Annotated in this window: 14 protein-coding genes; 7 read left to right on the top strand and 7 right to left on the bottom strand. The window is 73.4% G+C overall.

Annotated features, from left to right (window positions below; all coding sequences use genetic code 11):
• Window positions 1–159: 159 nt before the first annotated feature.
• On the bottom strand, window positions 160–582 hold the full coding sequence (locus tag AB0958_RS32025; RefSeq protein ID WP_366893969.1) for a subtilase-type protease inhibitor: 423 nt from the start codon (window positions 580–582) through the stop codon (window positions 160–162).
• A gap of 349 nt (window positions 583–931) precedes the next feature.
• On the opposite strand from AB0958_RS32025, the gene AB0958_RS32020 reads away from it, so the two are divergent.
• On the top strand, window positions 932–2,101 hold the full coding sequence (locus tag AB0958_RS32020) for a lactate 2-monooxygenase (RefSeq protein ID WP_366893968.1): 1,170 nt from the start codon (window positions 932–934) through the stop codon (window positions 2,099–2,101).
• Between the two features lie 172 nt (window positions 2,102–2,273).
• Here AB0958_RS32020 and AB0958_RS32015 read toward each other — a convergent pair whose 3' ends face one another.
• Both AB0958_RS32015 and AB0958_RS32010 read right to left on the bottom strand, forming a co-directional pair.
• Window positions 2,274–3,908 carry an RICIN domain-containing protein gene (locus AB0958_RS32015; RefSeq protein WP_366893967.1) on the bottom strand — a complete coding sequence of 545 codons (1,635 nt, stop codon included), beginning with the start codon at window positions 3,906–3,908 and terminating at the stop codon, window positions 2,274–2,276.
• 451 nt (window positions 3,909–4,359) lie between these two features.
• The gene (locus tag AB0958_RS32010) at window positions 4,360–7,461 is read right to left on the bottom strand and encodes a glycoside hydrolase family 2 TIM barrel-domain containing protein (RefSeq protein WP_366893966.1); all 3,102 of its coding nucleotides are present in this window, start codon (window positions 7,459–7,461) and stop codon (window positions 4,360–4,362) included.
• A 272-nt stretch (window positions 7,462–7,733) separates the two neighbouring features.
• On the opposite strand from AB0958_RS32010, the gene AB0958_RS32005 reads away from it, so the two are divergent.
• Complete coding sequence (locus tag AB0958_RS32005) at window positions 7,734–10,118, top strand: SpoIIE family protein phosphatase (protein WP_366893965.1); 2,385 nt, start codon at window positions 7,734–7,736, stop codon at window positions 10,116–10,118.
• Here AB0958_RS32005 and helR read toward each other — a convergent pair.
• From helR to AB0958_RS31990, 3 genes are all read right to left on the bottom strand, one after another.
• On the bottom strand, window positions 10,115–12,292 hold the full coding sequence (gene helR / locus AB0958_RS32000; protein WP_366893964.1) for an RNA polymerase recycling motor ATPase HelR: 2,178 nt from the start codon (window positions 12,290–12,292) through the stop codon (window positions 10,115–10,117). The two genes, AB0958_RS32005 and helR, sit on opposite strands and share 4 nt — an antisense overlap.
• A gap of 211 nt (window positions 12,293–12,503) precedes the next feature.
• The gene (locus tag AB0958_RS31995) at window positions 12,504–13,706 is read right to left on the bottom strand and encodes a glycosyltransferase (RefSeq protein ID WP_366893963.1); all 1,203 of its coding nucleotides are present in this window, start codon (window positions 13,704–13,706) and stop codon (window positions 12,504–12,506) included.
• A gap of 145 nt (window positions 13,707–13,851) precedes the next feature.
• On the bottom strand, window positions 13,852–14,400 hold the full coding sequence (locus AB0958_RS31990; RefSeq protein ID WP_366893962.1) for an RNA polymerase sigma factor: 549 nt from the start codon (window positions 14,398–14,400) through the stop codon (window positions 13,852–13,854).
• A gap of 46 nt (window positions 14,401–14,446) precedes the next feature.
• On the opposite strand from AB0958_RS31990, the gene AB0958_RS31985 reads away from it, so the two are divergent.
• The 5 genes from AB0958_RS31985 (at window position 14,447) to AB0958_RS31965 (ending at window position 19,994) form a co-directional block, all read left to right on the top strand.
• Window positions 14,447–15,844, top strand: coding sequence for a serine/threonine-protein kinase (locus AB0958_RS31985; RefSeq protein WP_366893961.1), 1,398 nt, complete (start codon window positions 14,447–14,449; stop codon window positions 15,842–15,844).
• A gap of 128 nt (window positions 15,845–15,972) precedes the next feature.
• Window positions 15,973–16,683, top strand: a complete 711-nt coding sequence (locus AB0958_RS31980; RefSeq protein ID WP_366893960.1) for a DUF4232 domain-containing protein — start codon at window positions 15,973–15,975, stop codon at window positions 16,681–16,683.
• Window positions 16,684–16,903: 220 nt separating this feature from the next.
• A complete protein-coding gene (locus AB0958_RS31975) occupies window positions 16,904–18,160 on the top strand; it encodes a hypothetical protein (RefSeq protein WP_366893959.1) in 1,257 nt (418 codons plus the stop codon).
• Window positions 18,161–18,215: 55 nt separating this feature from the next.
• Window positions 18,216–19,475 carry an arsenic transporter gene (locus AB0958_RS31970; RefSeq protein WP_366893973.1) on the top strand — a complete coding sequence of 420 codons (1,260 nt, stop codon included), beginning with the start codon at window positions 18,216–18,218 and terminating at the stop codon, window positions 19,473–19,475.
• 27 nt (window positions 19,476–19,502) lie between these two features.
• On the top strand, window positions 19,503–19,994 hold the full coding sequence (locus AB0958_RS31965; RefSeq protein ID WP_366893972.1) for a universal stress protein: 492 nt from the start codon (window positions 19,503–19,505) through the stop codon (window positions 19,992–19,994).
• 10 nt (window positions 19,995–20,004) lie between these two features.
• Here AB0958_RS31965 and AB0958_RS31960 read toward each other — a convergent pair whose 3' ends face one another.
• Window positions 20,005–21,849 (bottom strand): RICIN domain-containing protein, encoded by a 1,845-nt coding sequence (locus AB0958_RS31960; protein WP_366893958.1) that lies wholly within the window; start codon window positions 21,847–21,849, stop codon window positions 20,005–20,007.
• Window positions 21,850–22,264: the final 415 nt, after the last annotated feature.

The following is a 22,264-nucleotide window of genomic DNA, read 5'->3' as shown; positions in this document are numbered from 1 at the left end:
GACGGGAGCGCCGGGGAGCGGCGGTGGTGCCGGAGGCGGCGGGCGGCCCCACTCCGCCCGCCCGCCCCCGGTGCGAGATCGCAGGTTCCCCGCTCCAGAGGCCGCACTCCCCAGTTACGGACCTGTTCGGCAGGCACGAGCACCGTGCGATCCCGGGTCTCAGAAGGCGAAGACGCTCGCCCCGTAGGCGTCCCGCATGCAGGCGTTGCCGAAGGTGTGCTCGTAGGAGACGCGCTTGCCCTGCCAGACGCCCTCGACCGTGACCACGACGGGGTCGTAGAGCTTGGTGCACCACACGTCGCTTCTGGGCGCGAGGGCGTCGAAGTCGCCGCCGGCGCCGCGCAGTTCGGCGCAGGCCTGGGCGGCGGCCGGGTGGGTGCCGGAGGGGGCCGGCGCACAGGTGAGGGTCACCGCGCGCTCGGGCGTGGCGGTGGCCGCGTCGCTGCCGTGGCCGGTGGTGAGCACCAGGGCCGAGGGGGCGTAGAGCGAGCTCGGGGCGGCGACGGCGGCCCCGGTCAGGGGTCCGCAGACGGCGGCGGCCGTGAGGCCTAGGGCCGCTGCCCAGCGCGCGGTGGTTCGCATTGTGTGCATCCTTCCGCTCGATTCGACGGGTGCCGCCCTCGGCCCGGTGGGTGCCGGGGCGGCGGGCGCCACTCTGCCGACTCCGCCGCCGAAACACACATCGAACCCACGGGTTTGAGTAACCTTGCGTATTGAATCAGTGGCGCGAAGTCACGGAAATCGAACGCGTCGACCGCTCAACGGAGCGGTTCTTGATCGCTCGAAGCGGCCGGATGGCCGAATCCCCTCGCCTCGTTAATCGTCCTGAAACATTCCGCTTCCGCTCCCGGCGCACCGGAGTCCGACCCGCACATACCGTCGAGTACGGTCGCCACGGCGCGTACTCGACGTGGAGAGGCGGGACGTACGGATGGCGAAGCACTGGGCGGACTTCCAGTACGAGATCTATCTCAACGGGATGACGGGGGCGGTCCCGCGGCTGCCCACCGACCTGACCCGCCTGGAGGAGCTGACCGAGCGGCGGCTCGGGCCCGGCCCGGTCGGCTACGTGGCGGGCGGCGCGGGCGACGGTTCCACCCTGCGCGCCAACCGGGCCGCCCTGGCGCGGCGCCGGATCGTGCCGCGGATGCTGCGGGACGTCGGCGAGCGGGACCTCGCCGTGGAGGTGCTGGGACGCCCGCTGCCGGCCCCGCTGGCCCTGGCGCCCGTCGGCGTGCTGTCGATCATGCATCCGGACGCCGAGCCGGCCGCCGCCCGGGCCGCCGCCGCGCTGGGCGTGCCGTTCATCCTGTCCTCGGCCTCCAGCACGCCGATGGAGCGGGTGGCGGAGGCGATGGGGGACGCCGAGCGGTGGTTCCAGCTGTACTGGGGCAGGGACCGCGAGGTGACGAAGAGCTTCCTCGCGCGGGCGCGGACCGCCGGGTTCTCGGTGCTGGTCGTCACGCTCGACACGCCGTTGCTCTCCTGGCGCCCGCGCGATCTCGACCAGGCGTACCTGCCGTTCCTGCACGGGGTGGGCACCGCCAACTACTTCACCGACCCGGCGTTCCTGGCGGGGCTCGCCCAACCGGTGCACGAGGACCCGAACGCGGCCGTGCTGCACTTCCTCGGCCTGTTCGGCGACCCGAGCCACACCTGGCCCGACCTCGCCTTCCTCCGGGAGCACTGGGACGGGCCGATCGTCCTCAAGGGCGTGCTGCACCCGGACGACGCCCGGCTCGCCGCCGACGCCGGGATGGACGGGGTGGTGGTCTCCAACCACGGCGGCCGTCAGGTGGCCGGTTCGGTGGCCGCGGTCGACGCGCTGCCGCGGGTCGCCGAGGCGGTGGGCGACCGGCTGACCGTGCTCTTCGACAGCGGGGTGCGCACCGGGGACGACGTCTTCAGGGCGCTCGCGCTCGGCGCCCGGGCGGTGCTGCTCGGACGGCCCTACGTCTACGGCCTGGGCCTCGACGGACAGGCCGGCGTGGACCACGTGATCCGTTCGCTGCTCGCGGAGTTCGACCTCACCCTCGCCCTGTCCGGACACTCCACCCCCGCCGCGATCAGCGCGGCCGACCTGGTCGAGGAGTCCGCGTGAGCGCTCCCGGGAACGCCCTCGCCGCCATCCCGCCGACGTCCACGGCACCGTCGTGGGGTCGGCCGGCGAGGATCCGGCGGCGGCGCGCACGGCGCGGGTCCTGATCACCGCGCCGGCCGCGACGATAGGCGTCTGCCCGTCAGGCGGCGCACGTCGCCTGACGCAACCCGCCCTAGTTCCCGGTCAGTTCAGCAGGCCGTGCCGATGGGCCGCCCGAACCGGCGACGGAGAGCGAGCCGGGGCTCTGGGACGGTGCCGGTGCGTCGGTCAGCCAGCGCTGGCTGCTGGTGCGGTCGCGGACCTTGACCACGATGTCGTCACCGGGGTTCACACCGGCCGTGGCGAGGGCGAGGGTCTCGTCCCAGCGGGGCAGCAGCTCGCCCTGCGTGGTCAGGTCGTAGCGGACGTCCTTGCCGCGGCCGGCGTCGGCCTCGGCGCAGGTGCCGAGGATGACCACCCCGGCGTCCGCGTGCGAGTCCAGGCACAGGCCGTCGCCGGCCACGCTGCGCAGTTCCCCGTCGCTCTCGAACGTCCACTGCTGGGTGTTGGCCGTGGAACACACCGCGAGCACGACGCTCGCCCCGGCCTTCGGCTCGCCGTTGATGTCGAGGCAGAGCTGGGCCGCGGCGTTGCGCAGCCGGGTCGCGTGGTCGGCGGCGGGCAGCCCGGCCGTCCCGGAGGTGGGCGTGGCGTCGGGCGTCGCCTCGGGGTCGGTGCCGCCGGGCACCAGTCCCGCGGTCGCGACGGCGTCGCTGCCGTCGCCGCCGCCCGACAGGGCGCTGACGGCGAGGACGGAGGCCAGCAGTCCGGCACCGGCCACTCCGACACTGGTCAGCAGTGTCTTCGAGGACCAGGGGCCGGGCGGGCGGCGCACCGGGATGCGGGCCAGGATCCGGGTGCGGGCCGCGGCGCGCCGCCGGCCGCCCCCTCCGGAGCGCCGGGCGGCGCGGGTCAGCGGCTCCACCTCGCTGCCCTTGCGTCCCGGACGTGAGTCGAGGTAGCGGCGGGCCCCCCAGCCGAGTACCGCCTCGACGAGCAGCAGTCCCAGGCCGTCCTCGACGAACCCGAGCTGCTCGGCGGCGGCCCGGCAGTAGGGGCACTGGGCTAGGTGCTCCTGGACGTCCGGCAGCAGGGCGCCGCCACGACGGATCGGAACGTCGAGCAGCCGGTTGTAGTAGCGGCACTCCTGGGACGGTGCGAGATCGCGGTGCGCGCGGACACAGCCTTCCCGGAATTTCTCCCGGGCGTCCTCCAGCGCCGCCGACGCCGTTGTCGTGTCCATGCCCAACAGACCGGCGGGTACGGTTATCGGCTCGGCCTCGACCTCGCTGTGCCAGAGCAGGCTCTGGGCGAGCGCCGGAAGGCCCAGGAATGAACGCTCCGCGAGGGCGCGGTTTTCCGGCGCGGTGGGCTTGGTGGCGCGCATACCGCGACCACCGGCCGGTTTCCCGAGGTCGGGGAGAACCTCGGCTATTCGGTCCTCGGCGGACCAGTTGGCGACCGTGTCACGGACCGAGAGCAGCAGCCGGGGCCGGATCGCGTCGGCCGTCTCACCGAGGGCCACCCGGTCGAGGACCTGGTGGAAGGCGGCGGCCGCGACCATGTGCGCGACGGGCCCGGAGGCGGCCAGGCAGATGACCGCGTATTCCTGCACGGGCCGCCAGTGCCGGGCCATGAGGAGCGCGGCGGACCGGGAGGCCTCGATGTCGGAGCCGGCTCGCAGCGGGGCGGCGAGGGACTCGTCGGACTCCCCCGCACCACCGCCCGGCGGCGGATAGGGCGGGCGAGGCGGATGGGGGGTGGGCACTGAACGGTTCCTTTGGTGCGGTGGTGCGTACCTCTTCGGTGCGCGGGCGGGGGCGGGAATTCGCCGGCCGGATGTCGGCAGTGTTCCCCAACTGTCGAATTGATCCCGGCCATTACCCCCCGCGTGGATGATTAACCCTCGCACAAGTCTCACACGAGCAACAAGGCGCCTGTACAACATCGACAGCATTGACAGAAAGTCAGAAAGGCGGCGGTGGCTATTGCCCCTTCATGGCCGCATTCACCATTCCGCGCACCCCGTGCGAACCGCGCGCACGCACAGGTCCCGCGCGCACACTCCCGGTCCCCGGGGCCCGGGTGGTCCACTGATGACCGGCCCTCCTCGAAAGGCCCCGCGCAGAACGGCGGCTCTTCTGCGCGAAACAGGCCGCCGGCCCCGTTCCTCCCGCCCTCGGCCGGCGGCCACGGGGAGGGCCGACGGCACGCCGCCGTCAGATGTCGAGTCTGCTGATCCGCACCGCCCCCGAGGGCTGCCCGGGACGGGCGCTGGTCAGGGTCAGCCGGAGTCTGGAGCCCCGTACCGCGGGGAAGGTGACGACGGTCGGGGCGTCCGAGGCGGTCGCCCACTCCACCGCCGTACCGGTGACCGGCCGGTAGGCCGTTCCGTCCCAGACCGCCACCTCCACCGCCGCGGGCAGCGTGTGGGTGGCGTCCACGGTGAAGGAGACCTCGGCCCGGTCGAAGGCGCGGGTCCGCCCGAAGTCGACCGACACCCAGTCCGATGTCCGGGCACCGCTGAACGCGGGCAGCAGGGCGGTGGCGGACTTGGCGAAGGCGTTGGACCAGCCGGTGGTGGGGTCTCCGTCGAGCATGGCGGCCGGCAGGGTGTCCGCGCGTCCGGAGTAACTGGCGTCCGCGTGGGGGTGGTCCGGCGGCGCCGGAAGGTCGGGGCCGAACTGAGGCGCGGGGGTGCCGGCCACCGTGTGGGCCGGGGTGGTGCGCAGGGTCGCGGTGCCCGCGCGCAGGCCGTCCACGCGCGCCGTCACCCTCAGGCGGCCCGCCTCGGTGCCGGAGCGGACGATGGCGAGCGCCTTGCCGCGGAAGGCGGTACGGGTGACGGCCTGGTAGCGCTCGGCGCTCTCCTCACGGCCGTTGTCGAGACCGGCGATCGAGCCGCCGGTCACGCCGAAGGAGATGAGGTGCTCGGCGTCGGGAACCAGCACGCCGTGCGCGTCGACGATCTCGGCGGTCACGAAGGCGAGGGACCGGCCGTCGGCGGCGAGGGACCCGCGGTCGGCGGTGAGGCGTACCGCGTGCGGGGCACCGGCGGTGCGCAGCACGTCGGTGGCGACCACCCGGCCGTCGCGCCGGGCGACCGCCCGCAGCTCGCCCGGCCGGTACGGCACCTTCCAGGTCAGGTGCAGCTTGCCCGTGCTCCCGTTCGGGCTGGTGTAACTGCCGGGGTAGGGGCCGGTGGTGAAGGTCTTGTCGTCCCCGGTGGCCTCGGTGGTCTCCAGGTAGGTACGGCCGTCGGTGGTCGTCTTGGTGTCGAACTCCCGCACGCCCAGGGACTTCCCGTTGAGGAACAGCTCGACGGAGGGCACGTTGGCGTACGCCCACACCTCGACCGTGTCCCCGGGCTCGTGGTTCCAGGTCATCGGAACCAGGTGCACCATCGGCTCGCTCACCCACTGGCTGCGGAAGAGGTGGTACATGTCCTTCGGGAAGCCCGCGGTGTCGACGGCACCGAAGAAGGACGACTTCACCGGGAACACGTCGTACGGCGTCGGCTCGCCGATGTAGTCGATGCCCGACCACAGGAACTGGCCCGCGAACCACTTCCGGTCCCGGTCCTTCTTGTGGCCGTACTCGCCGCTCATCGTCCAGGAGGCCAGGTTGTTGTCGTAGGAGGAGGTCTCACGGCGGCCGGGGGTGTGGTTCTCACCGGTGTTGAGGTGCTCCGGCTCCTGGTACGCGCCGCGGGTCGAGGTCTCCGAGGAGGACTCGGACTCGAAGAGGAAGAGCCGCGGGTAGGCCGCGTGCAGCGCGTCCACGGACCTGGCGGTGTTGTAGTTGAGGCCGAGGCCGTCGAGCTTGGCCAGCATCAGGTCCGCGGCCGAGCCCCTGGACGGCACCCCGTGGTACTTGTTCGAGCCGATGACCACCGGGCGGGTGTCGTCGGCGGCCCTGACGGCGGCGATGATCCGGTCGGCCATGGCGAGGCCGGCCGTGGAGGTGGAGTCGGGGATCTCGTTGCCGATCGACCACAGGACGACGGCGGGTGAGTTGCGGGCGGCCAGGACCATCTCCGTTGCGTCGCGCTCGCACCACTCGTCGAAGAACCTGCCGTAGTCGTACCTGGTCTTGCCGGTCCTCCAGCAGTCGAAGGCCTCCACCATCATCACGATGCCCAGGTCCTCGCAGACCTCGATCATCTGCGGCGAGGGCGGGTTGTGCGAGGTGCGGAAGGCGTTGACGCCCATCGACTTCATGATGGTCATCTGCCTGCGCACCGCGTCGGCGCTGATCGCCGCGCCGAGCGCGCCCTGGTCGTGGTGGAGGTCGACGCCCTTGATCTTGGTGTGCACGCCGTTGAGCGAGAAGCCCTCGTCGGGGTCGAAGCGGAAACCGCGGACGCCGAAGAGCGTGCGGTAGGTGTCGACGGTACGGCCGGCGACCCGCAGTTCGGTGTGCAGGGTGTAGCGGTACGGGCTCTCGAAACCCCACAACCGGGGTTTCTCCAGGCTCAGTTCGTGCGTCTCCGTGGTCTCGCCGGAGCCGGCCACCGTGACCGTGGTGGCGGTACCGGTGACGGTACGGCCGTCGGCGTCGGCGATCCGGGAGACCACCTCGACGTCGGTGCCGTCGCCGGACTCGTCCACCACGGCCGTCCGCACCCGTACGACCGCGCGCTCGGCGGTGATGTCCGGCGTGGTCACGTACGTCCCCCAGCGCGCCACGTGCACGGGGTCGGTCATCACCAGGCGGGCCTCGCGGTAGATGCCGCTGCCCGAGTACCAGCGGCTGCTGGGCAGCTGGTTCTGCACCTTGACCGCGAGGACGTTCTCGGTGCTGCCGTCGGTGTGCAGCAGCCCGGTGAGGTCGAGGGCGAAGCCGGTGTACCCGTAGGGGTGACGGCCCACCTGGATGCCGTTGCAGTACACGTACGAGTCCATGTACACGCCGTCGAACTCCACCGAGATCCGCTTGCCGGCACAGCCGGGCGGCAGGGTGAAGGCCAGCCGGTACCAGCCGAGGCCGCCCGGGAAGAAGCCGGTGCCGCTGGTGGTGCCGTGGTCGGTGGTCGGGGTCTGCTCGATGCTCCAGTCGTGCGGTACGGCGACCTGGCGCCAGGCCGAGTCGTCGTACCCGGGGTCGGCCGCGTCGGCGTAGGCGCCGGTCGGGTCGGTGATGCCGCCCGGGTCGACCAGCGCGAAGCGCCAGCCGTCCCGCAGGGCGACCGTGCGCCGACCGGTGACCTGCGAGGACGTCCCTCCCCCCGGGGCCGCCCAGGCGCCCGGTGCGCCCAGCAGGGCGCCGGCCGTGGGGGCTGCCGTGGCTGCTGCCAGAACCGATCTGCGCGTGACCGTCATGGTGCGGCTCTCCCTCATCAGGGCTCAGAACTACTCACAACTGATCGTGAACAAACAGATTCTGACGGGGTGACATGTGCGGCCGTCAAGGGTCCGGAAGGGTCCGGCGGCGCCTGCGGTCCCGTCGGCCGGTCCTCGTTCGGCACCCCGGACGGCACGCCGCCCCGCCCGGCCGAGCGCCGCCGCTTGCCGGTCGCGGGCGGTCCCGACGCACTACCCTGAACACCAGTGGTGCACCAGTTGACTGTGAGTGTGCGCTTGGGAGTGGCGAGATGAGCCGGGTCTATCCGTTCGACGATGCGGCGACGGCCCGGGCTGTCATCGACGAGAGCGGCACGCTGGTCGAGTGGAACGAGGGCGCGCGACGGCTCCTCGGCCACCCGGCCGACGAGGTCGTGGCCCGGCCCGCAGCGCGGCTGCTCGCCGCTGACACCACACCGCCCACGCCCACCGGCGCCCGCTGGGACGGCGTCCTCGGGCTCCGCCACCGGGACGGCCGTACCCTGCCCGTCTGGCTGCTCGCCCACCACCACACGGCGAACGACGGGCGTCCCGGCCACTGGCTGGTGGTCTCCCCGCTGGACGGCAGCGGTCCGCGCGGCCCGGACGACCCGCTGGGCACCGCGGTCCTGATGCAGTCGCCGTGCGCCGTCGCCGTCTACGACGAGCACCTGCGGCTGCGCCGGGTGAACGAGGCGATGGCCGAGGTCATCGGGCTGCCCGAGGAACACATCCAGGGGCTGCGGATCGTGGAGATCGGCGGCCAGCCGCAGAGCGAGGAACTGGAGCGGAACATGCTCCGGGTGCTGACCTCGGGACGCCCGCTGGACGTCCAGACGTACCTGCGCACCGGCGGCGAGGATCTGGCACACGCCTGGCTGGCCCGGATGGCGCCGATCAGCGACACGGCGGGACGGGTGCGCGGGGTGTGCCTGGCCGCGCACGACTTCACCGAGAACTACCTGGCCAGGGAACGTCTCCAGCTGGTCAACGAGGCGAGCGTACGCATCGGCAGCACCCTGGACGTCACCCGTACGGCGCAGGAACTGGCCGACGTCTGCGTCCCCGCGCTCGCCGACTTCGTCACCGTCGACCTGCTGGACCCGCCGGAGACCGGCGCCGACCTGCCGGTGCGGCTGTCGGCGCCGGTCACGCTGCGCCGCACCGCGCACCGGTCCGTGCTGCCCGGCACCCCCGAGGCGGTGCTGAAACCCGGGCACGCCGAGTCGTACCCGGCCTTCTCGCCGCAGGCCGACTCGCTGATCGCGGGCCGTACGATCGTGGCCTCGGTGCCCTCGGGCGACATGACGAAATGGCTGACCTGGCACAAGGTGCGCCGCGAGCGGGTGCGCGAGTTCGGCGTGCACGCCTCGATGGCGGTGCCGATCCAGGCGCGCGGGGTGACCCTCGGGGTCGCGGTGCTCACCCGGCACCGGCGGCCCGACCCGTTCAGCGCGGACGACGTGCTGCTGGCCGAGGAGATCACCGCGCGGGCCGCCGTCTGCATCGACAACGCCCGCCGCTTCTCCCGCGAGCGCGAGACCGCCCTGGCCCTGCAGCGCAGCCTCCTGCCCCGGACGCTGCCGCACACCGCCGCCCTGCGGGCCGCCTCGCGCTATCTGCCCGCAGCCCGCGCCGGGGTGGGCGGCGACTGGTTCGACGTGATCCCGCTGTCCGGGCTGCGGGTGGCCATGGTGGTCGGGGACGTCGTCGGCCACGGTGTGCAGGCCTCGGCGACCATGGGCCGGCTGCGCACTGCCGTGCGCACCCTGGCCGACATCGACCTGGCCCCGGACGAGCTGCTCACCCACCTCGACGACCTGGTGCTCCGGCTCTCCGAGGAGCAGGGCGGCGAAGGCAGCCCCGGGGAGGTCGGCGCGACCTGCCTGTACGCCGTCTACGACCCGGTGTCCCGGCGCTGCACGCTGGCCCGGGCCGGTCACCCGCTCCCGGTCGTCCTGCGCCCGGGGGGCCGCCTGCACGAGGTGGACCTGCCGGCGGGTCCCCCGCTGGGCCTGGGCGGACTGCCGTTCGAGTCGACCGAGATCGAGTTGCCCGAGGGCACGGTGCTGGCGATGTTCACGGACGGGCTGATCACCTCCCGGCACCGGGATCCGGACACCGGTCGCCGTCTGCTCCACGAGGCGCTGGCGGCGTACAGCGACTCCCTGGACGAGACCTGCGACCGGATCCTGCACGCCCTGCTGCCGTCGGGCGGCGCCGCCGACGACGTGGCCCTGCTGCTGGCGTGCACCCAGAGCCTGCCGCCGTCCCGGGTGGCGACCTGGGACGTCCCGGCCGACCCCGCACTGGTGGCGCGGATCCGCAAGGAGGTCGGGGAGCAGCTGGACGTCTGGAACCTGAGCACCGCCGCCTTCACGGTGGAACTGGTGGTCAGCGAACTGGTCACCAACGCCCTCCGCTACGGCGCCCACCCCGTCCGGCTGCGGCTGATCAACGACCTGACCACCCTGATCTGCGAGGTCTCCGACACCAACCACACGGCACCGCACCTGCGCCGGGCCAAGACCTGGGACGAGGGCGGCCGGGGCCTGCTGCTGGTGGCACAGCTGACGCAGCGCTGGGGCAGCAGGCACACGCCCGAGGGCAAGACGATCTGGGCCGAGCTGTCGCTGCTCGACCAGGACGGGAGCTAGTAGGCGCCGCTCGTGAGGACCACCAGTTGCCGGGTCGCCCTGGTCATCGCCACGTAGCGGTCCACGGCGCCCTCGACGCCCTCGCCGAACTCCTCCGGGTCCACGAGGACGACCAGGTCGAACTCCAGTCCCTTCGACAGCGCCGGGGACAGCGAGCGGACCCGCTCGCCGGCGGTGTGGGCGGGAGCGCCGATCACACACGCGATGCCCTCGGCATGGGTGGCGAGCCAGGTGTCGACGATCGTGTCCAGCTCCGACACGGCGCCGTGCACGACGGGCAGCCCGCCGACGCGGATCGAGGTCGGCACGTTGGCGTCGGGCAGCACGGCCCGGATGACCGGCTCGGCCTCCGTCATGATCTCTTCGGGTGTGCGGTAGTTGATGCTCAGGGAGGTCAGGGTGATCCGGTCGAACCCGACCCGTTCGAGGCGCTCGCGCCACGACTCCGTGAAGCCGTGCCGGGCCTGGGCGCGGTCCCCGACGATGGTGAAGCTGCGGGACGGGCAGCGCAGCAGCAGCATCTGCCACTCGGCGTCGGTGAGTTCCTGGGCCTCGTCCACGACGATGTGCGCGAAGGGCCCGGCGAGCAGGTCCGGGACCGCGGTGGGCAGTTCGGACTCGTCGACCAGGCTGACCTCGGCGTCCGCGCCGCGCAGCATCCGCACCAGGCCCTCGCCGTCGTCACCGTCGGCACCCGAGTCGGCGGCGGCGCCGATCAGGTTGTCGACGACCTGCGCCATCCGCTCGCGCTGTGCGGCGAGGACGGCCTCCTGCCGCTGCCGGCGCCGGGCCGCCTGCGGATCGCCGAGCCGCTGCCGGGCCGCGTCCAGCAGGGGCAGGTCGGACACCGTCCACGCCTGCGCGTCGGCGCGCCGCAGCTTTTGCACGTCGTCCGGGCCGAGCCAGGGGGCGCACATCCGCAGGTAGGCGGGCACCGACCAGAGATCCCCGACCAGGTCGGTCGGCTCCAGCAGGGGCCAGGCCGCGTGCAGGGTCTCGACCAGCTCACCGTCCTGCTGGATCGACGCGCGGAACTGTTCGGGCGTGACGTCGTCACCGGCGTACTTGTCCAGCAGGATGGCGGCCAGCTCGTCCCAGATCTGGTCGCGGGCCTCGTTGTGCGGGGTGCCCGGCGCCGGTGCGCGGAACGCGTCGGCCCAGTCGTCGGCGGTGAGCCGCAGGTCGGCCCAGTCGGTGCTGACCGTCGTCCCCTCGGCGGGCGGCTCCTCGTAGAAGCGGACCGCCGTCTCGATCGCCCTCACCATGTCGGCGGACGCCTTCAGCCGCGCCACCTCGGGGTCGGGCTCGGGTGCCGCGCCGGCTCCCTCGTCGACGAGGTCGGCCAGGACGCAGGTCTGCACTCCCTCCTCGCCGAGGCTGGGCAGCACGTCGGAGACGTAGTTCAGGTAGGGCCGGTGCGGACCGACGAACAGCACGCCGCCGCGCCGGTGTCCGAGGCGGGGGTCGGCGTACAGGAGGTGGGCGGTGCGGTGCAGGGCGACAACGGTCTTGCCGGTGCCCGGGCCGCCGTCGACGACGAGGGCGCCCCGGGATCCGGCGCGGATGATCGCGTCCTGGTCGGCCTGGATGGTGGCGAGCACGTCGCGCATGCGTGGTGACCGGTCGGCGCCGAGGCTGGCCACGAAGGCCGACTGGTCGTCGAGCGCGGCATGCCCTTCGAGACCGTCCGCGGTGAACACCTCGTCCCAGTAGTCGCTGATCCGGCCGTCCGTCCAGCGGTACCTGCGCCGGCTGCGCAGCCCCATCGGGTCGGCGTGGGTGGCCGCGAAGAACGGTTCGGCCACGGGGGACCGCCAGTCGACCAGCAGCCGGCGGCCGTCGGCGCCGGTGAGACCGAGCCGGCCGACGTAGACGGGCTCGGGGTCGTCGGCGCGGACGAAGTGCCCGAGGCACAGATCGAGGCCGAAGCGGCGCAGGGTGCGCAGCCGCCCGGTCAGCCGGTGGACCTCGTTGTCCCGGTCCATCGCGGCCCGCCCGGTGCCGCCCGGCGCCCTGAGCTCGGCGTCGAGGCGGTCGGACAGCTCCGCGATCGACTGCGCGAGACAGTCCGCGACGGCGGCGAAGTGCCGCTCGTCACCGGCGATCAGTGCCGGGTCGGCCTTGGCGGAGAGACGTTCGGGCAGGGCGAAGGCACGGGTGGTCAGGGGGGTCACTGCATCAGCTCCATGGAGGGGCGGTACGACCGGGGGCGCCCACAGCGGGCGCCGGGACACGGCGGGAGTCACGAGTGGAGGGCGAAGGAGTGGAGGGGCGAGGAGTGAAGGGGCGAGGAGTGAAGGGGCGAGGAGCCTGTGGGGGCGAAGGAGTGGAGGGGCCGCACCGGGCTCGGGGCCCGGCGCCCCCCTGTTCACGGCACGTACGGGTTCAGGCGCCGTCCAGCAGCAGCCTCGCCGCCACCGCCGCCCCGTCGGTGCGCATCGTGCGGGCCACCTCGGCGGCGCGGGTGCGCGTCCCGGGGGTGAGGGCCTGCGCGAGGGCGGTCGAGAGGGACTCGACGGTCGGGGCGGGGCCGTCGTGGGCCGCGCCGATGCCCAGTTCGGCCACCCGGGCGGCCCAGTGCGGCTGGTCGACGATCTGCGGGACGACCACCTGGGGCGTCCCGGCCAAGGCCGCGGTCGTCGTCGTGCCCGCGCCGCCGTGGTGCACGACGGCCGCCACCCGCCGGAACAGCGCCTGGTGGTTGACCTCACCGATCACGAAGCAGTCGGCCCCGTCGTCGGCCGCGGCGAGCCCCGCCCAGCCGTGCGCGACGAGCACCCGCCGTCCCTGGGCCCGTACCGCCTCGACGGCCACCTTCGCGGCGTCCGGCGCGCCGCGCAGCGCCATGCTGCCGAAACCGACGTACACCGGCGGCTCACCGGCCGCCAGGAACGCCGACAGGTCCTCGGGCAGCGGACGTTCGTCGGGCAGCACCCACGCCCCGGTCTGGACGAGGTCGAGGTCCGTGAGGTCCTGCCACGGACCCAGGACCGGGTCCGCCGCCAGCCACGCCCGGCCGGTGAGGACGTGGTCGCGGACGTTCTCGACGGGCGGCAGGCCGATCGCCGCCCGGTGGGTGTTGAGCGCCTCGCCGTACAGCGCGTTCACCTTCTCGCCGTCCACCTTCCACAGCGTCCGCAGATCGGCGTCCGGCGGGGCCGGGCGCCCCGGCCGTCCGGCCGGCCGGAAGTGCGAGGACGGCATGCCGAACGGGTGCGGGCAGGCGAACACGTACCGGATGCCCAGCTTCTCCGTCACCGACCGGGCACCGGCCGGCATCAGCCCGCTCGCCACCAGCGCGTCACATCCCTCGGCCGCCGGGGCGACCGTGTCGAAGTGTGCGGCGACCAGCTCGGGCGCGAGCTTGAAGGCGTCCTCGGGCGACGGGTTCGGCCTGGTCACCAGGGCGCGCACGGAGGGCCCGAACGGTACGTGCGTCACGCCCGCGCGGGCCAGCAGCTCCGCGAACTCCTCGTCCGGCGGCGCGCACACCCGTACCTCGGCACCGAGGGAGCGCAGCGCCGCCCCCAGTCCCGCCAACGGCTCGACGTCTCCGCGCGACCCGTATCCCATCAACAGCACACGCATGTCCCGTACCCCCCTAAAAACCGCAGTTCCTGATCTCGGCCTGCGATTCTGCGGGACGAGGGGGGCCTTGCCGCAAGCCCCCCGGTGCGCTATACGTTGAAAAGGGAAAGGGGCCGCACGGATGCGGCCCCTCAGTGCTGTCAGGTCACGGTGCGCTCAGCCACGGCCGGACCTGCTTGCGTGCCTCGTGCAGCCGCGACTTCAGCGTCCCCAGCGGAATCCCCACCCGCTCCGCGACCTCGGCGTAGTCCAGCTGGCAGATGTCCCGGTAGACGAGCGGCGCGACCAGTTGCGGGTGCTCGCGCTCCAGCCGGTCCAGCGCCTCCAGCAGGTCGATGCGGGACCCCGCGATCACGCTGGTGGTGCGCGGGTCGACGTACTGGGCGGGTTCGATGGCCGCCGGCTCCTCCGCCGCCCGCCGCTTCAGGTCCCGGTACTTCTGCCGGGAGCAGTTGGCGACGACCGTGTAGAGCCAGGTGCTGAACCTGCTGCGGCCCTCGAAGGTGGAGATCTTCCGGGAGATCTGCAGCAGCACGTCCTGGGCCGCTTCCTCGGCGTCCTCACGGCACGGCAGGAAGCGTCCGCAGCGCCGTACGACGTCGGGCCGGACCTCGGTCAGCAACTGGTTCAGGGCCAGCTGGTCACCGGCGGCGGCCCGCCGGGCGAGGTCTTCGGTCAGCGCGGCGTCCGGCACGGGAGGTCCCCCTCGAAGTCGATCTCAGGCCAGGCATGATAGTCGTATGCAACCCCTGGAGCGGATCGGCCGCTATCGCCTCGAACGGCGCCTGGGCACCGGTGCCTTCGGGACGGTCTGGCTCGCCCACGACGACCAGCTGGACGCCCCGGTCGCGGTGAAGGTCCTCGCGGACAACTGGTCCCACCGTCTCGACGTCCACGACCGTTTCCTGTCCGAGGCGCGGCTGCTGCGCCGGGCCGACTCCAAGCGGGTGGTGCAGGTCTACGACATCGGCGAACTCCCGGACGGACGGCCGTACTTCGTGATGGAGTACGCCGACGCGGGCACCCTCGCCGATCTGCTCGCCGGCGGCCCGCTGCCGGTGCCCGACGCGCTGCGGCTGACCGCGCTGGCGGCGCGCGGCGCGGCCGACCTGCACGAGGCGGGGATCGTGCACCGGGACATCAAACCGACCAACGTGCTGCTGCGCACCGCGCCGGACGGCACCCGTCGGGTGCTGCTGGCCGACCTGGGGCTCGCGAAGAGCCTGGCGCAGGCGTCGGGGCTCACCCTGGCCGCCGGCTCGGCGGGCTACCAGCCGCCGGAGCAGGCCCAGCCGGGCGCCGGCATCGACGCCCGCGCCGACATCTACGCCCTGGGGGCGGTGGGCTACGAGCTGGTGACCGCGACCGTGCCGGGCGCGCCCGGCCAGGTGGTGCGGCCCGACCGGCTGCGGCCGGACCTCGAGGAGGACGTGCAGCGGGCGCTGATGCGCGCTCTGGAGCCGGACCGGCAGCGGCGCTGGCCCACCGCGCACGCGTTCGCGGACGAGCTGGACCGGCTGGCGGACCGTTCGGCGGCCCGTCGGCCGAGGCGCCTGGACGGGATCCGCCGGCGGCTCAACGCGGTCACGCTGACCCTGGCCGCGGTCCTCGCGGCCGGCGGCACGGCGGCCGCGGTCACGCTGGTGCAGCACGGCGGGACGGCGGGCGACCGGACGCGGGTCGCCGACTCGACCGGGCGCGTGGTCGCCGAGGTGCCCTCGGGGTGGGCGGGCGAACTGCGGGACGCCGGCTGGAACCCGCGGGCCCTGGGGCTGGCGTCGGGTCACGAGCCGGGCCTGGTGGTCGCCGACGACGTGTCCGCGTGGCAGGACCTGACGACCGCGGTGAACGGCGTCTTCATCGGCCTGAGCGAGCACGGGGACGTCGCCGCCGAGGTGACCGCGCTGACCCACTCGGGCTGCCGCTACGAGGGCAGCCGTACCTACACCGGCACCTCGTGGAAGGGCCGGGTGCGGACCTGGAGCGGCTGCTCCGGCGCGGGCGGTTCGATCCAGGAGGCGGCCCTCGGTCCGGCCGACGGGGGCGCCCAGCCCCAGGTGTACGTGCAGGTGCGGCAGAAGGGCGCCGCCGACAGCAGTACCACGGACGGCATACTCCGCTCGCTGCGGGTCACCTGACCCGATGAATCCACGGCGTGCCCCCGAACTTTTCCGCCGTTCGTCCCATCGGATGGGGTGGACGGCGCACGGAGCGCCTCGGGGCACGTCCCGTACGCGTGCCATGACATCCAGGAGTGGTGAGACAGATGGCGCACACGTCCCAGTCCTTGCGGCGCGGGGCGGCCCTGCTCGCGAGCACGGCCGCCGCCCTGGGCCTCCTGACCGCCTGCGGCGACGGCGGTCAGGGCAAGTCCCCGGAGTCGGTGTCGGGCACGGCCGCGCCCGCGACCGACGGCTCGGCGGGTTCGGCCGGCTCGGGCACCGCTTCCGCACCGGACGGCACCGGGGCCTCGCCGACCCCGCGGAACACCGGCACGGCGACCGGTGGGGCGGCGACCGGGGCATCGACGGGCGGCGGCACCACCACCGCGTCCGGTACCCGCTGCCACACCTCCGAGCTGACCGCCTCGGTGGGCCGCAACGACCCCGGGGCCGGGCAGGAGAACTTCCCGATCGTGCTCACCAACACGTCGGGCCGGACCTGCACCGTGCGCGGCTATCCCGGCGCCGCCTTCGTGGACGCGTCCGGCACCCAGCTCGGCCCCGATCCGCAGCGCGAGCCCGGCGCCACCGCGACGACGGTCACCCTCGGGCCGGGCCGGAGCGCCTGGGCGGGGCTGACCTTCTCCAGCCCGGACATCAGCGGTGCCAAAACGGCGACCCCCGCCTCGCTGGTCGTCACCCCGCCGGACGAGAAGGACTCCCTGAAGGTGGCGTGGAAGGGCGGCCCGGTCCCGGTGTCCGGGAACTCCTCCGCGGTGCGCCTGAACGTGTTCAGCGCCGGCACCGGCGCCTGACCACCCCCTGACCGGACCCCGCCGCCCCCTCCCCCCCTGACCGGACCCCGCCGCCCCCTCCCCCCGGGGCGGCGGGGTTCGTCATGTCCGGGCCACGACTGTCACAGACGTGCAACACGCGCGGCCGCCTCCGATCTTTTCCGCCGGACCGCCCATCGAACCCGACGACCACGCAGCAGGCGGCTCCACGAGGGGCCGGCACGACGGAATCGGGGCGGACATGGGCGGCATCTCTCGCAGGCGGGTGCTGACGGCGGGCGCGACGGCGGGGGCCCTGGGTGCCCTCTCCGCGTGCTCGAACGGCAACTGGTCGCTGGGCGGCGGCGGTTCGGCCGACGGCGTGAAGGACGGCGGCGCGAACGGGAGCGCGCCGGCCAGGCCGCTGAAGCTGATCGGCGACGGCTCCACCGCCGACACCGGGGCCCAGCCCCACCAGCCGAAGGCCGCCCGCCTCGCGGCCGGCGCCAAGCCGCCGCAGTTCGTGGTGTTCTCCTGGGACGGCGCGGGCGAACTCAGCAACCAGCTGTTCTCCCGCTTCCGCAAGGTGGCCGCCGACCACGGCGCGAAGATGACGTTCTTCCTCTCCGGCATCTACACGCTGCCGGAGGCCAGGAAGGACCTCTACCGCCCGCCGCGGCACGCGGTCGGCGCCTCCGCGATCGGGTACCTCGCCGACCGGCACATCCACGCCACGCTCCAGCAGGTGCGGGCCGCCTGGCTGGAGGGCCACGAGATCGGCACCCACTTCAACGGGCACTTCTGCGGCTCGGACGGCGTGCGGAACTGGTCCCCCGCCGAATGGCGCAGCGAGATCGACCAGGCCGTGGACTTCGTCACCAAGTGGAAGACGAACACCGGCTTCACCGACCTGGAGCCGCTGCCCTTCGACTACCGCAAGGAGCTGGTCGGCGGCCGCACCCCGTGCCTGGAGGGCCAGGCCAACCTGCTGCCCACCGCGGCCGCGCTCGGCTGGAAGTACGACGCCAGCTCCCCCGGCGGCCTGCAGATCTGGCCGGGCAAGGTGCAGGGCAACCGCATCTGGGACTTCCCCCTGCAGTCCATACCCTTCCCCGGACACTCCTTCCAGGTCCTGTCGATGGACTACAACATGATGTACAACCAGTCCGCCGGCAACCCGCTGGGCGACAAGGCCCAATACGACGCCTGGCGCACGCAGGCCCGGGACAGCTACGTCGCCGGGTTCGAGCGGGCGTACTCGACCAACCGGGCGCCGTTCTTCATCGGCAACCACTTCGAGCGCTGGAACGGCGGCATCTACATGGACGCCGTCGAGGAGGCGATCGGCCGGATGGCCGACCACGACGACGTGCGGTTCGTCTCCTTCAAGCAGCTGGTGGCGTGGCTGGAGGCGCAGGACCCGGCGGTGCTGCGCAAGCTGCGCACGCTGAACCCGGGGCAGGAGCCGACGGGCGGCTGGGCAGAATTCCTGGGCGCAGCGGGTAACCGGTCCTCGTAACCTCGGTCTGCTTTCATGGGCGGGCCGCACTTGATCACGTCCTGAGGAACGCGCCCTGAACACCCCGCTCGCCGAAACCCTGTCCGTCGTCCTGCTCGCCGCCGTGCTCGCGTGGGCCGTGATCCGGCCGCGCGGCCTGCCGGAGGCCGTGCTCGCCGTGCCCGCGGCGGGCATCGTGATCGCCACCGGGGCGATCTCCCTCGACCATGCCCGGGCGGAGGCCGAGCAGCTGGGCCCGGTCGTCGGTTTCCTCGCCGCCGTCCTGGTGCTCGCCCACTTCTGCGACGTGGAGGGGCTGTTCCAGGCCTGCGGGGCGTGGATGGCCCGCTGGTCGGCGGGGCGGCCGGTGCGGCTGCTGACGGCGGTGTTCACGCTGGCGTCGGTGATCACGGCCGTACTGAGTCTGGACGCGACGGTGGTGCTGCTGACGCCGGTGGTGTTCGCGACGGCGGCCCGGTCCGGGGTACGGGCGAAACCGCACGTCTACGCCTGCACGCACCTGTCGAACACCGCCTCGCTGCTGCTGCCCGTGTCCAACCTGACGAACCTGCTGGCGTTCGCGGCCAGCGGGCTGAGCTTCACCCGCTTCGCGGCGCTGATGGTGCTGCCCTGGCTGGTGGCCATCGGCGCGGAGTACCTGGTGTTCCGTAAATTCTTCGCCACGGATCTGTCCTCGGCGGCCCCGGGTGCGAAGGACACCGGCGAGCCGCCCCGGCTGCCGGTGTTCGCGCTGGTGACGGTCGGCTGCACGCTCGCCGGGTTCGTGCTCACCTCGGCGCTGGGCATCGACCCGGCGTGGGCCGCGTGCGCGGGTGCGCTGGTGCTGGCCGGCCGTGCGCTGGTGCGGCGGCGGGCGACCCCGCTGACGGTGGTGAAGGCGGCGTCGCCCGCGTTCCTGGCGTTCGTGCTGGCGCTCGGGATCGTGGTGCGGGCGGTCGTCGACAACGGACTCGCCGACGCGCTCGGGCACGTCCTGCCGGGCGGGAGCGGACTGCCCGCGCTGCTCGGCGTCGCCGCGCTCGCCGCCGTGGTGGCGAATCTGATCAACAACCTGCCGGCGGTGCTCGTGCTGCTGCCGCTGGCGGTGCCCGGCGGCCCCGGCGCGGTGCTCGCCGTACTGCTCGGGGTGAACATCGGACCGAACCTCACCTACGCCGGGTCGCTCGCGACGCTGTTGTGGCGCAGGATCGTGCACCAGCACGACCACGGCGTGGACCTCGGCGAGTTCACCCGGCTGGGGCTGCTCGCCGTGCCGGCCGCGCTGTGCGGGGCCGTGGTGGCACTGTGGGGGGCGCTCCAGGTGGTCGGTGTGTAGACAGGACGCAGACAGGAGGCCATGGAGATGCGGGTGATCGTCTGGCTGGTCGAGGGGACCTGGCCGGCCTCTGTGGACGCGGCGCGCGAGCACGCGCGGGCGGCGTCCGAGGTGGTTCTGCTGCATGTGACCGAGCCGGGGGTGGCCGGGCTCGCGCACGGCGCGTTCTCGGGTCTGCTGGGCCGGGCGGGCTCGGGACCGGACCCGGAGCGGCGGCTGGTGGAGTTCGGCGGGCAGTCCGCGGTGGAGCTGCTCGACGCGGCCGAGGCACGGCTGGGGCTGCCGTGCACCCGGCTGGAGCGGACCGGACGGGTCGAGCGGGAGGTGGTGGCCGCCGCGGAGGGGGCCGGTCTGCTGATCGTCGCCCGGGACGGCGACCGGTCCCGGCTCGGGCCGCACAGCCTGGGCAGGGCGGCCCGCTTCGTCGTCGACCACGCGCCCTGCCCGGTGCTGCTGGTGTGGCCGGAGGGTGCGCCGGACCTGACGACCATGCCGCCCGCGCCGCCGCACCACCACTGAGGCCGCCGCCTCAGCGGTGCTGCCGACCGCCGTAACCACCGCCGTGACCACTGCCGTAGCCCCAGCCACCGCCGTACTGGCCGCCTCCGTAGCAGTAACCCGGGTACTGGGCGCAGGGGTTGTCACCGGGGGTGGTGGTCGACGGTGTCGGCTGTGCGGTCGTCCGTGACGCCGAGGGGCTGGGGGCCGGCGCGGCGGGCCTGGCGGCCCCGGTCGTCGGGGTCCGGGACGCGCTCGGGGCCGGCGTCGGGCTCGTCTCGGCGTCCCAGTTGACGATCTGCATCTGCAGGTCGGGCTGCGAGGTGTCCATCACCCAGTGCTGCGTGCCGGCGTTCGCCCGGGTCTTGACGACCAGGGAACCGCCGCCGTCGGTGGCCGCCGGGGCGAGCGCCAGGTCCTGGTCCCAGCGGGGCACCAGGGCGCCCTGCAGCGTGAAGTCGTAGCGGATGCTCCGGGCGCCGGACCCGGTGGCGCCCGAGCACGGGGCGAGCCGCACGGAGTACCCGAGGTGCGAGTCGAGGCACAGACCGGGGTCGGCGCCGTTGCGCAACTGTCCGTCGGTCTCGTACGTCCACTGCTGGCTGGCGACCGACGAGCACGCGGCGAGTTCGGTCTCGGCGCCCTTGACGGCCTTCTTGCCGACCACGCCGATGCACAGGCCCGAGGCGATGTTGTGCAGCCGGCCGCGCAGGGTGCCCTGGGTGGTCCGGCCGGTGCCGGCCCAGGAGGGGCCGGAGGTGGAGCTGCCGTTGCCGGGCTTGGCCGAGGGCCTGGCCGCGGGCGTACCGGAGTCGTCGCCGGTGCCGAGCACCGCCCACAGCACCAGCGGCAGGACGACCAGGCCGCTCACGGTGCCGACGGCCGCCGTGAGGGTGCGGCGGCGCGCCCGGCGGGCGGCACGCTGTTGGGTGCGCCGGGAGGCGGCGGGGTGCACCACCAGGTCCTTGCCGGCGGCCGCCGCGGGGGCGAAGGCCTCACCCCCCGCGACGACGTCCTCGGGTACGGGCGCCGGTTCGGCGGCCTCCCCGGTGCGGCCGGCCCGGGACTCCACGTAGCCGCGGGCGCCCCAGCCGAGCACGGCCTCCGCCAGGGCGAGGCCGAGGCCGCCGTTGAACCGGTGGAGCTGGTCGGCGGTGTACCGGCAGTGCCGGCAGCCGTTCAGGTGCTGCTGGAGGTCCCGGTCGACGTCCGCCCCGCCGCGCCGGAAGGTCACGTCGATCATCCGGACGTAACGCTGGCACTCGTCCTCGTGGGCGAGTTCGCGGTGCACCTGGAGGCACTCCTCGCGCAGTCGCTCACGGGCCCGGCGCAGTTCGACCCGCGCGTCCTGTTCGTCGAAACCCAGCAGTGCGGCGGGCGTCGACAGCGGTTCCGACTCGACCTCGGTGTGCCACAGCACGGCCCGCGAGGACTGGGTCAGGCGCTGGAAGGCACGGGAGAGCAGCCGCCGGTTCGCGGGCGGCAGCAGCCGCGCGGCGGCCCGCTCGCCGGTGCCCGCGCGCAGTTCGGGGTGCAGGAGTTCACCCCGGCCGTCGTTGTCCCATTCGGCGGCGATGCGGCGGACCGTCACCAGCAGCTGGGGGCGCCAGGCGGCGGTGGGGCCGGCCTGGCGCAGGGACTCGCCGAAGAGCCGGGTGAACGCGGCGGTGGTGAGCATGCCCGCGCCGCGCGTCCCGTCGGTGCACAGACGGGCGTAGGCGAAGGCCGCTTCCCAGTGCCGGTCGAGCAGTTCCCCGACGGGGTGCAGGGCGGGCGCGGTACCGGTCCACTGCTTCAGCTCGGAGCTGAGCTGCTCGTCGGTGACGTCGAACGGCCGGGCGGGGGTTGGGGAATTCCCCAGGCCTGCGTCATTCACGGCTGCATTCCTTCCAGACGCAACGCGGGATGCGGTCCATACCCTCTGGTATGCGACCGGCACACGGCCCGGCCGACAGCATGACCGGACGGGCCTGTAGGGGGTTCGGCGCTCGCATGTCCGCCGTCGGCAGCTCTTGTGAAGCGTGGGGGGCGAACGGGAGCGGCCTCGCGCATGCAGGGAGAAAACAATTGTCCGCATGCCGACACGGCACACCTTTGCACAGGCCAGCAGGGCAGAACAAGGGATCTTCGGGTTTTGCGCAGTGCCCTGGCGGCGCGCCGAATTGACGAATCGTCAATGAGCGGGTTCGGGCCCTGCCACCGTATCGGCGCCGAAATTGCCACGAGGATTCACAGCCGACCCGGGCAACCACGACTCCAACCATTGGAACACGTCCCGACCTGCGTCACCC

Source organism: Streptomyces sp. NPDC006655, from assembly GCF_040703965.1.
In the GTDB taxonomy this organism is placed as follows: domain Bacteria; phylum Actinomycetota; class Actinomycetes; order Streptomycetales; family Streptomycetaceae; genus Streptomyces.
This window is presented reverse-complemented; position numbering and strand designations above follow the sequence as displayed.

Coding starts and splice junctions, on each gene's coding strand:
- AB0958_RS32025 (WP_366893969.1), bottom strand. CDS start 582: ATGCGAACCACCGCGCGCTGGGCAGCGGCCCTAGGCCTCACGGCCGCC.
- AB0958_RS32020 (WP_366893968.1), top strand. CDS start 932: ATGGCGAAGCACTGGGCGGACTTCCAGTACGAGATCTATCTCAACGGG.
- AB0958_RS32010 (WP_366893966.1), bottom strand. CDS start 7,461: ATGACGGTCACGCGCAGATCGGTTCTGGCAGCAGCCACGGCAGCCCCC.
- AB0958_RS32005 (WP_366893965.1), top strand. CDS start 7,734: ATGAGCCGGGTCTATCCGTTCGACGATGCGGCGACGGCCCGGGCTGTC.
- AB0958_RS31995 (WP_366893963.1), bottom strand. CDS start 13,706: ATGCGTGTGCTGTTGATGGGATACGGGTCGCGCGGAGACGTCGAGCCG.
- AB0958_RS31985 (WP_366893961.1), top strand. CDS start 14,447: ATGCAACCCCTGGAGCGGATCGGCCGCTATCGCCTCGAACGGCGCCTG.
- AB0958_RS31980 (WP_366893960.1), top strand. CDS start 15,973: ATGGCGCACACGTCCCAGTCCTTGCGGCGCGGGGCGGCCCTGCTCGCG.
- AB0958_RS31975 (WP_366893959.1), top strand. CDS start 16,904: ATGGGCGGCATCTCTCGCAGGCGGGTGCTGACGGCGGGCGCGACGGCG.
- AB0958_RS31965 (WP_366893972.1), top strand. CDS start 19,503: ATGCGGGTGATCGTCTGGCTGGTCGAGGGGACCTGGCCGGCCTCTGTG.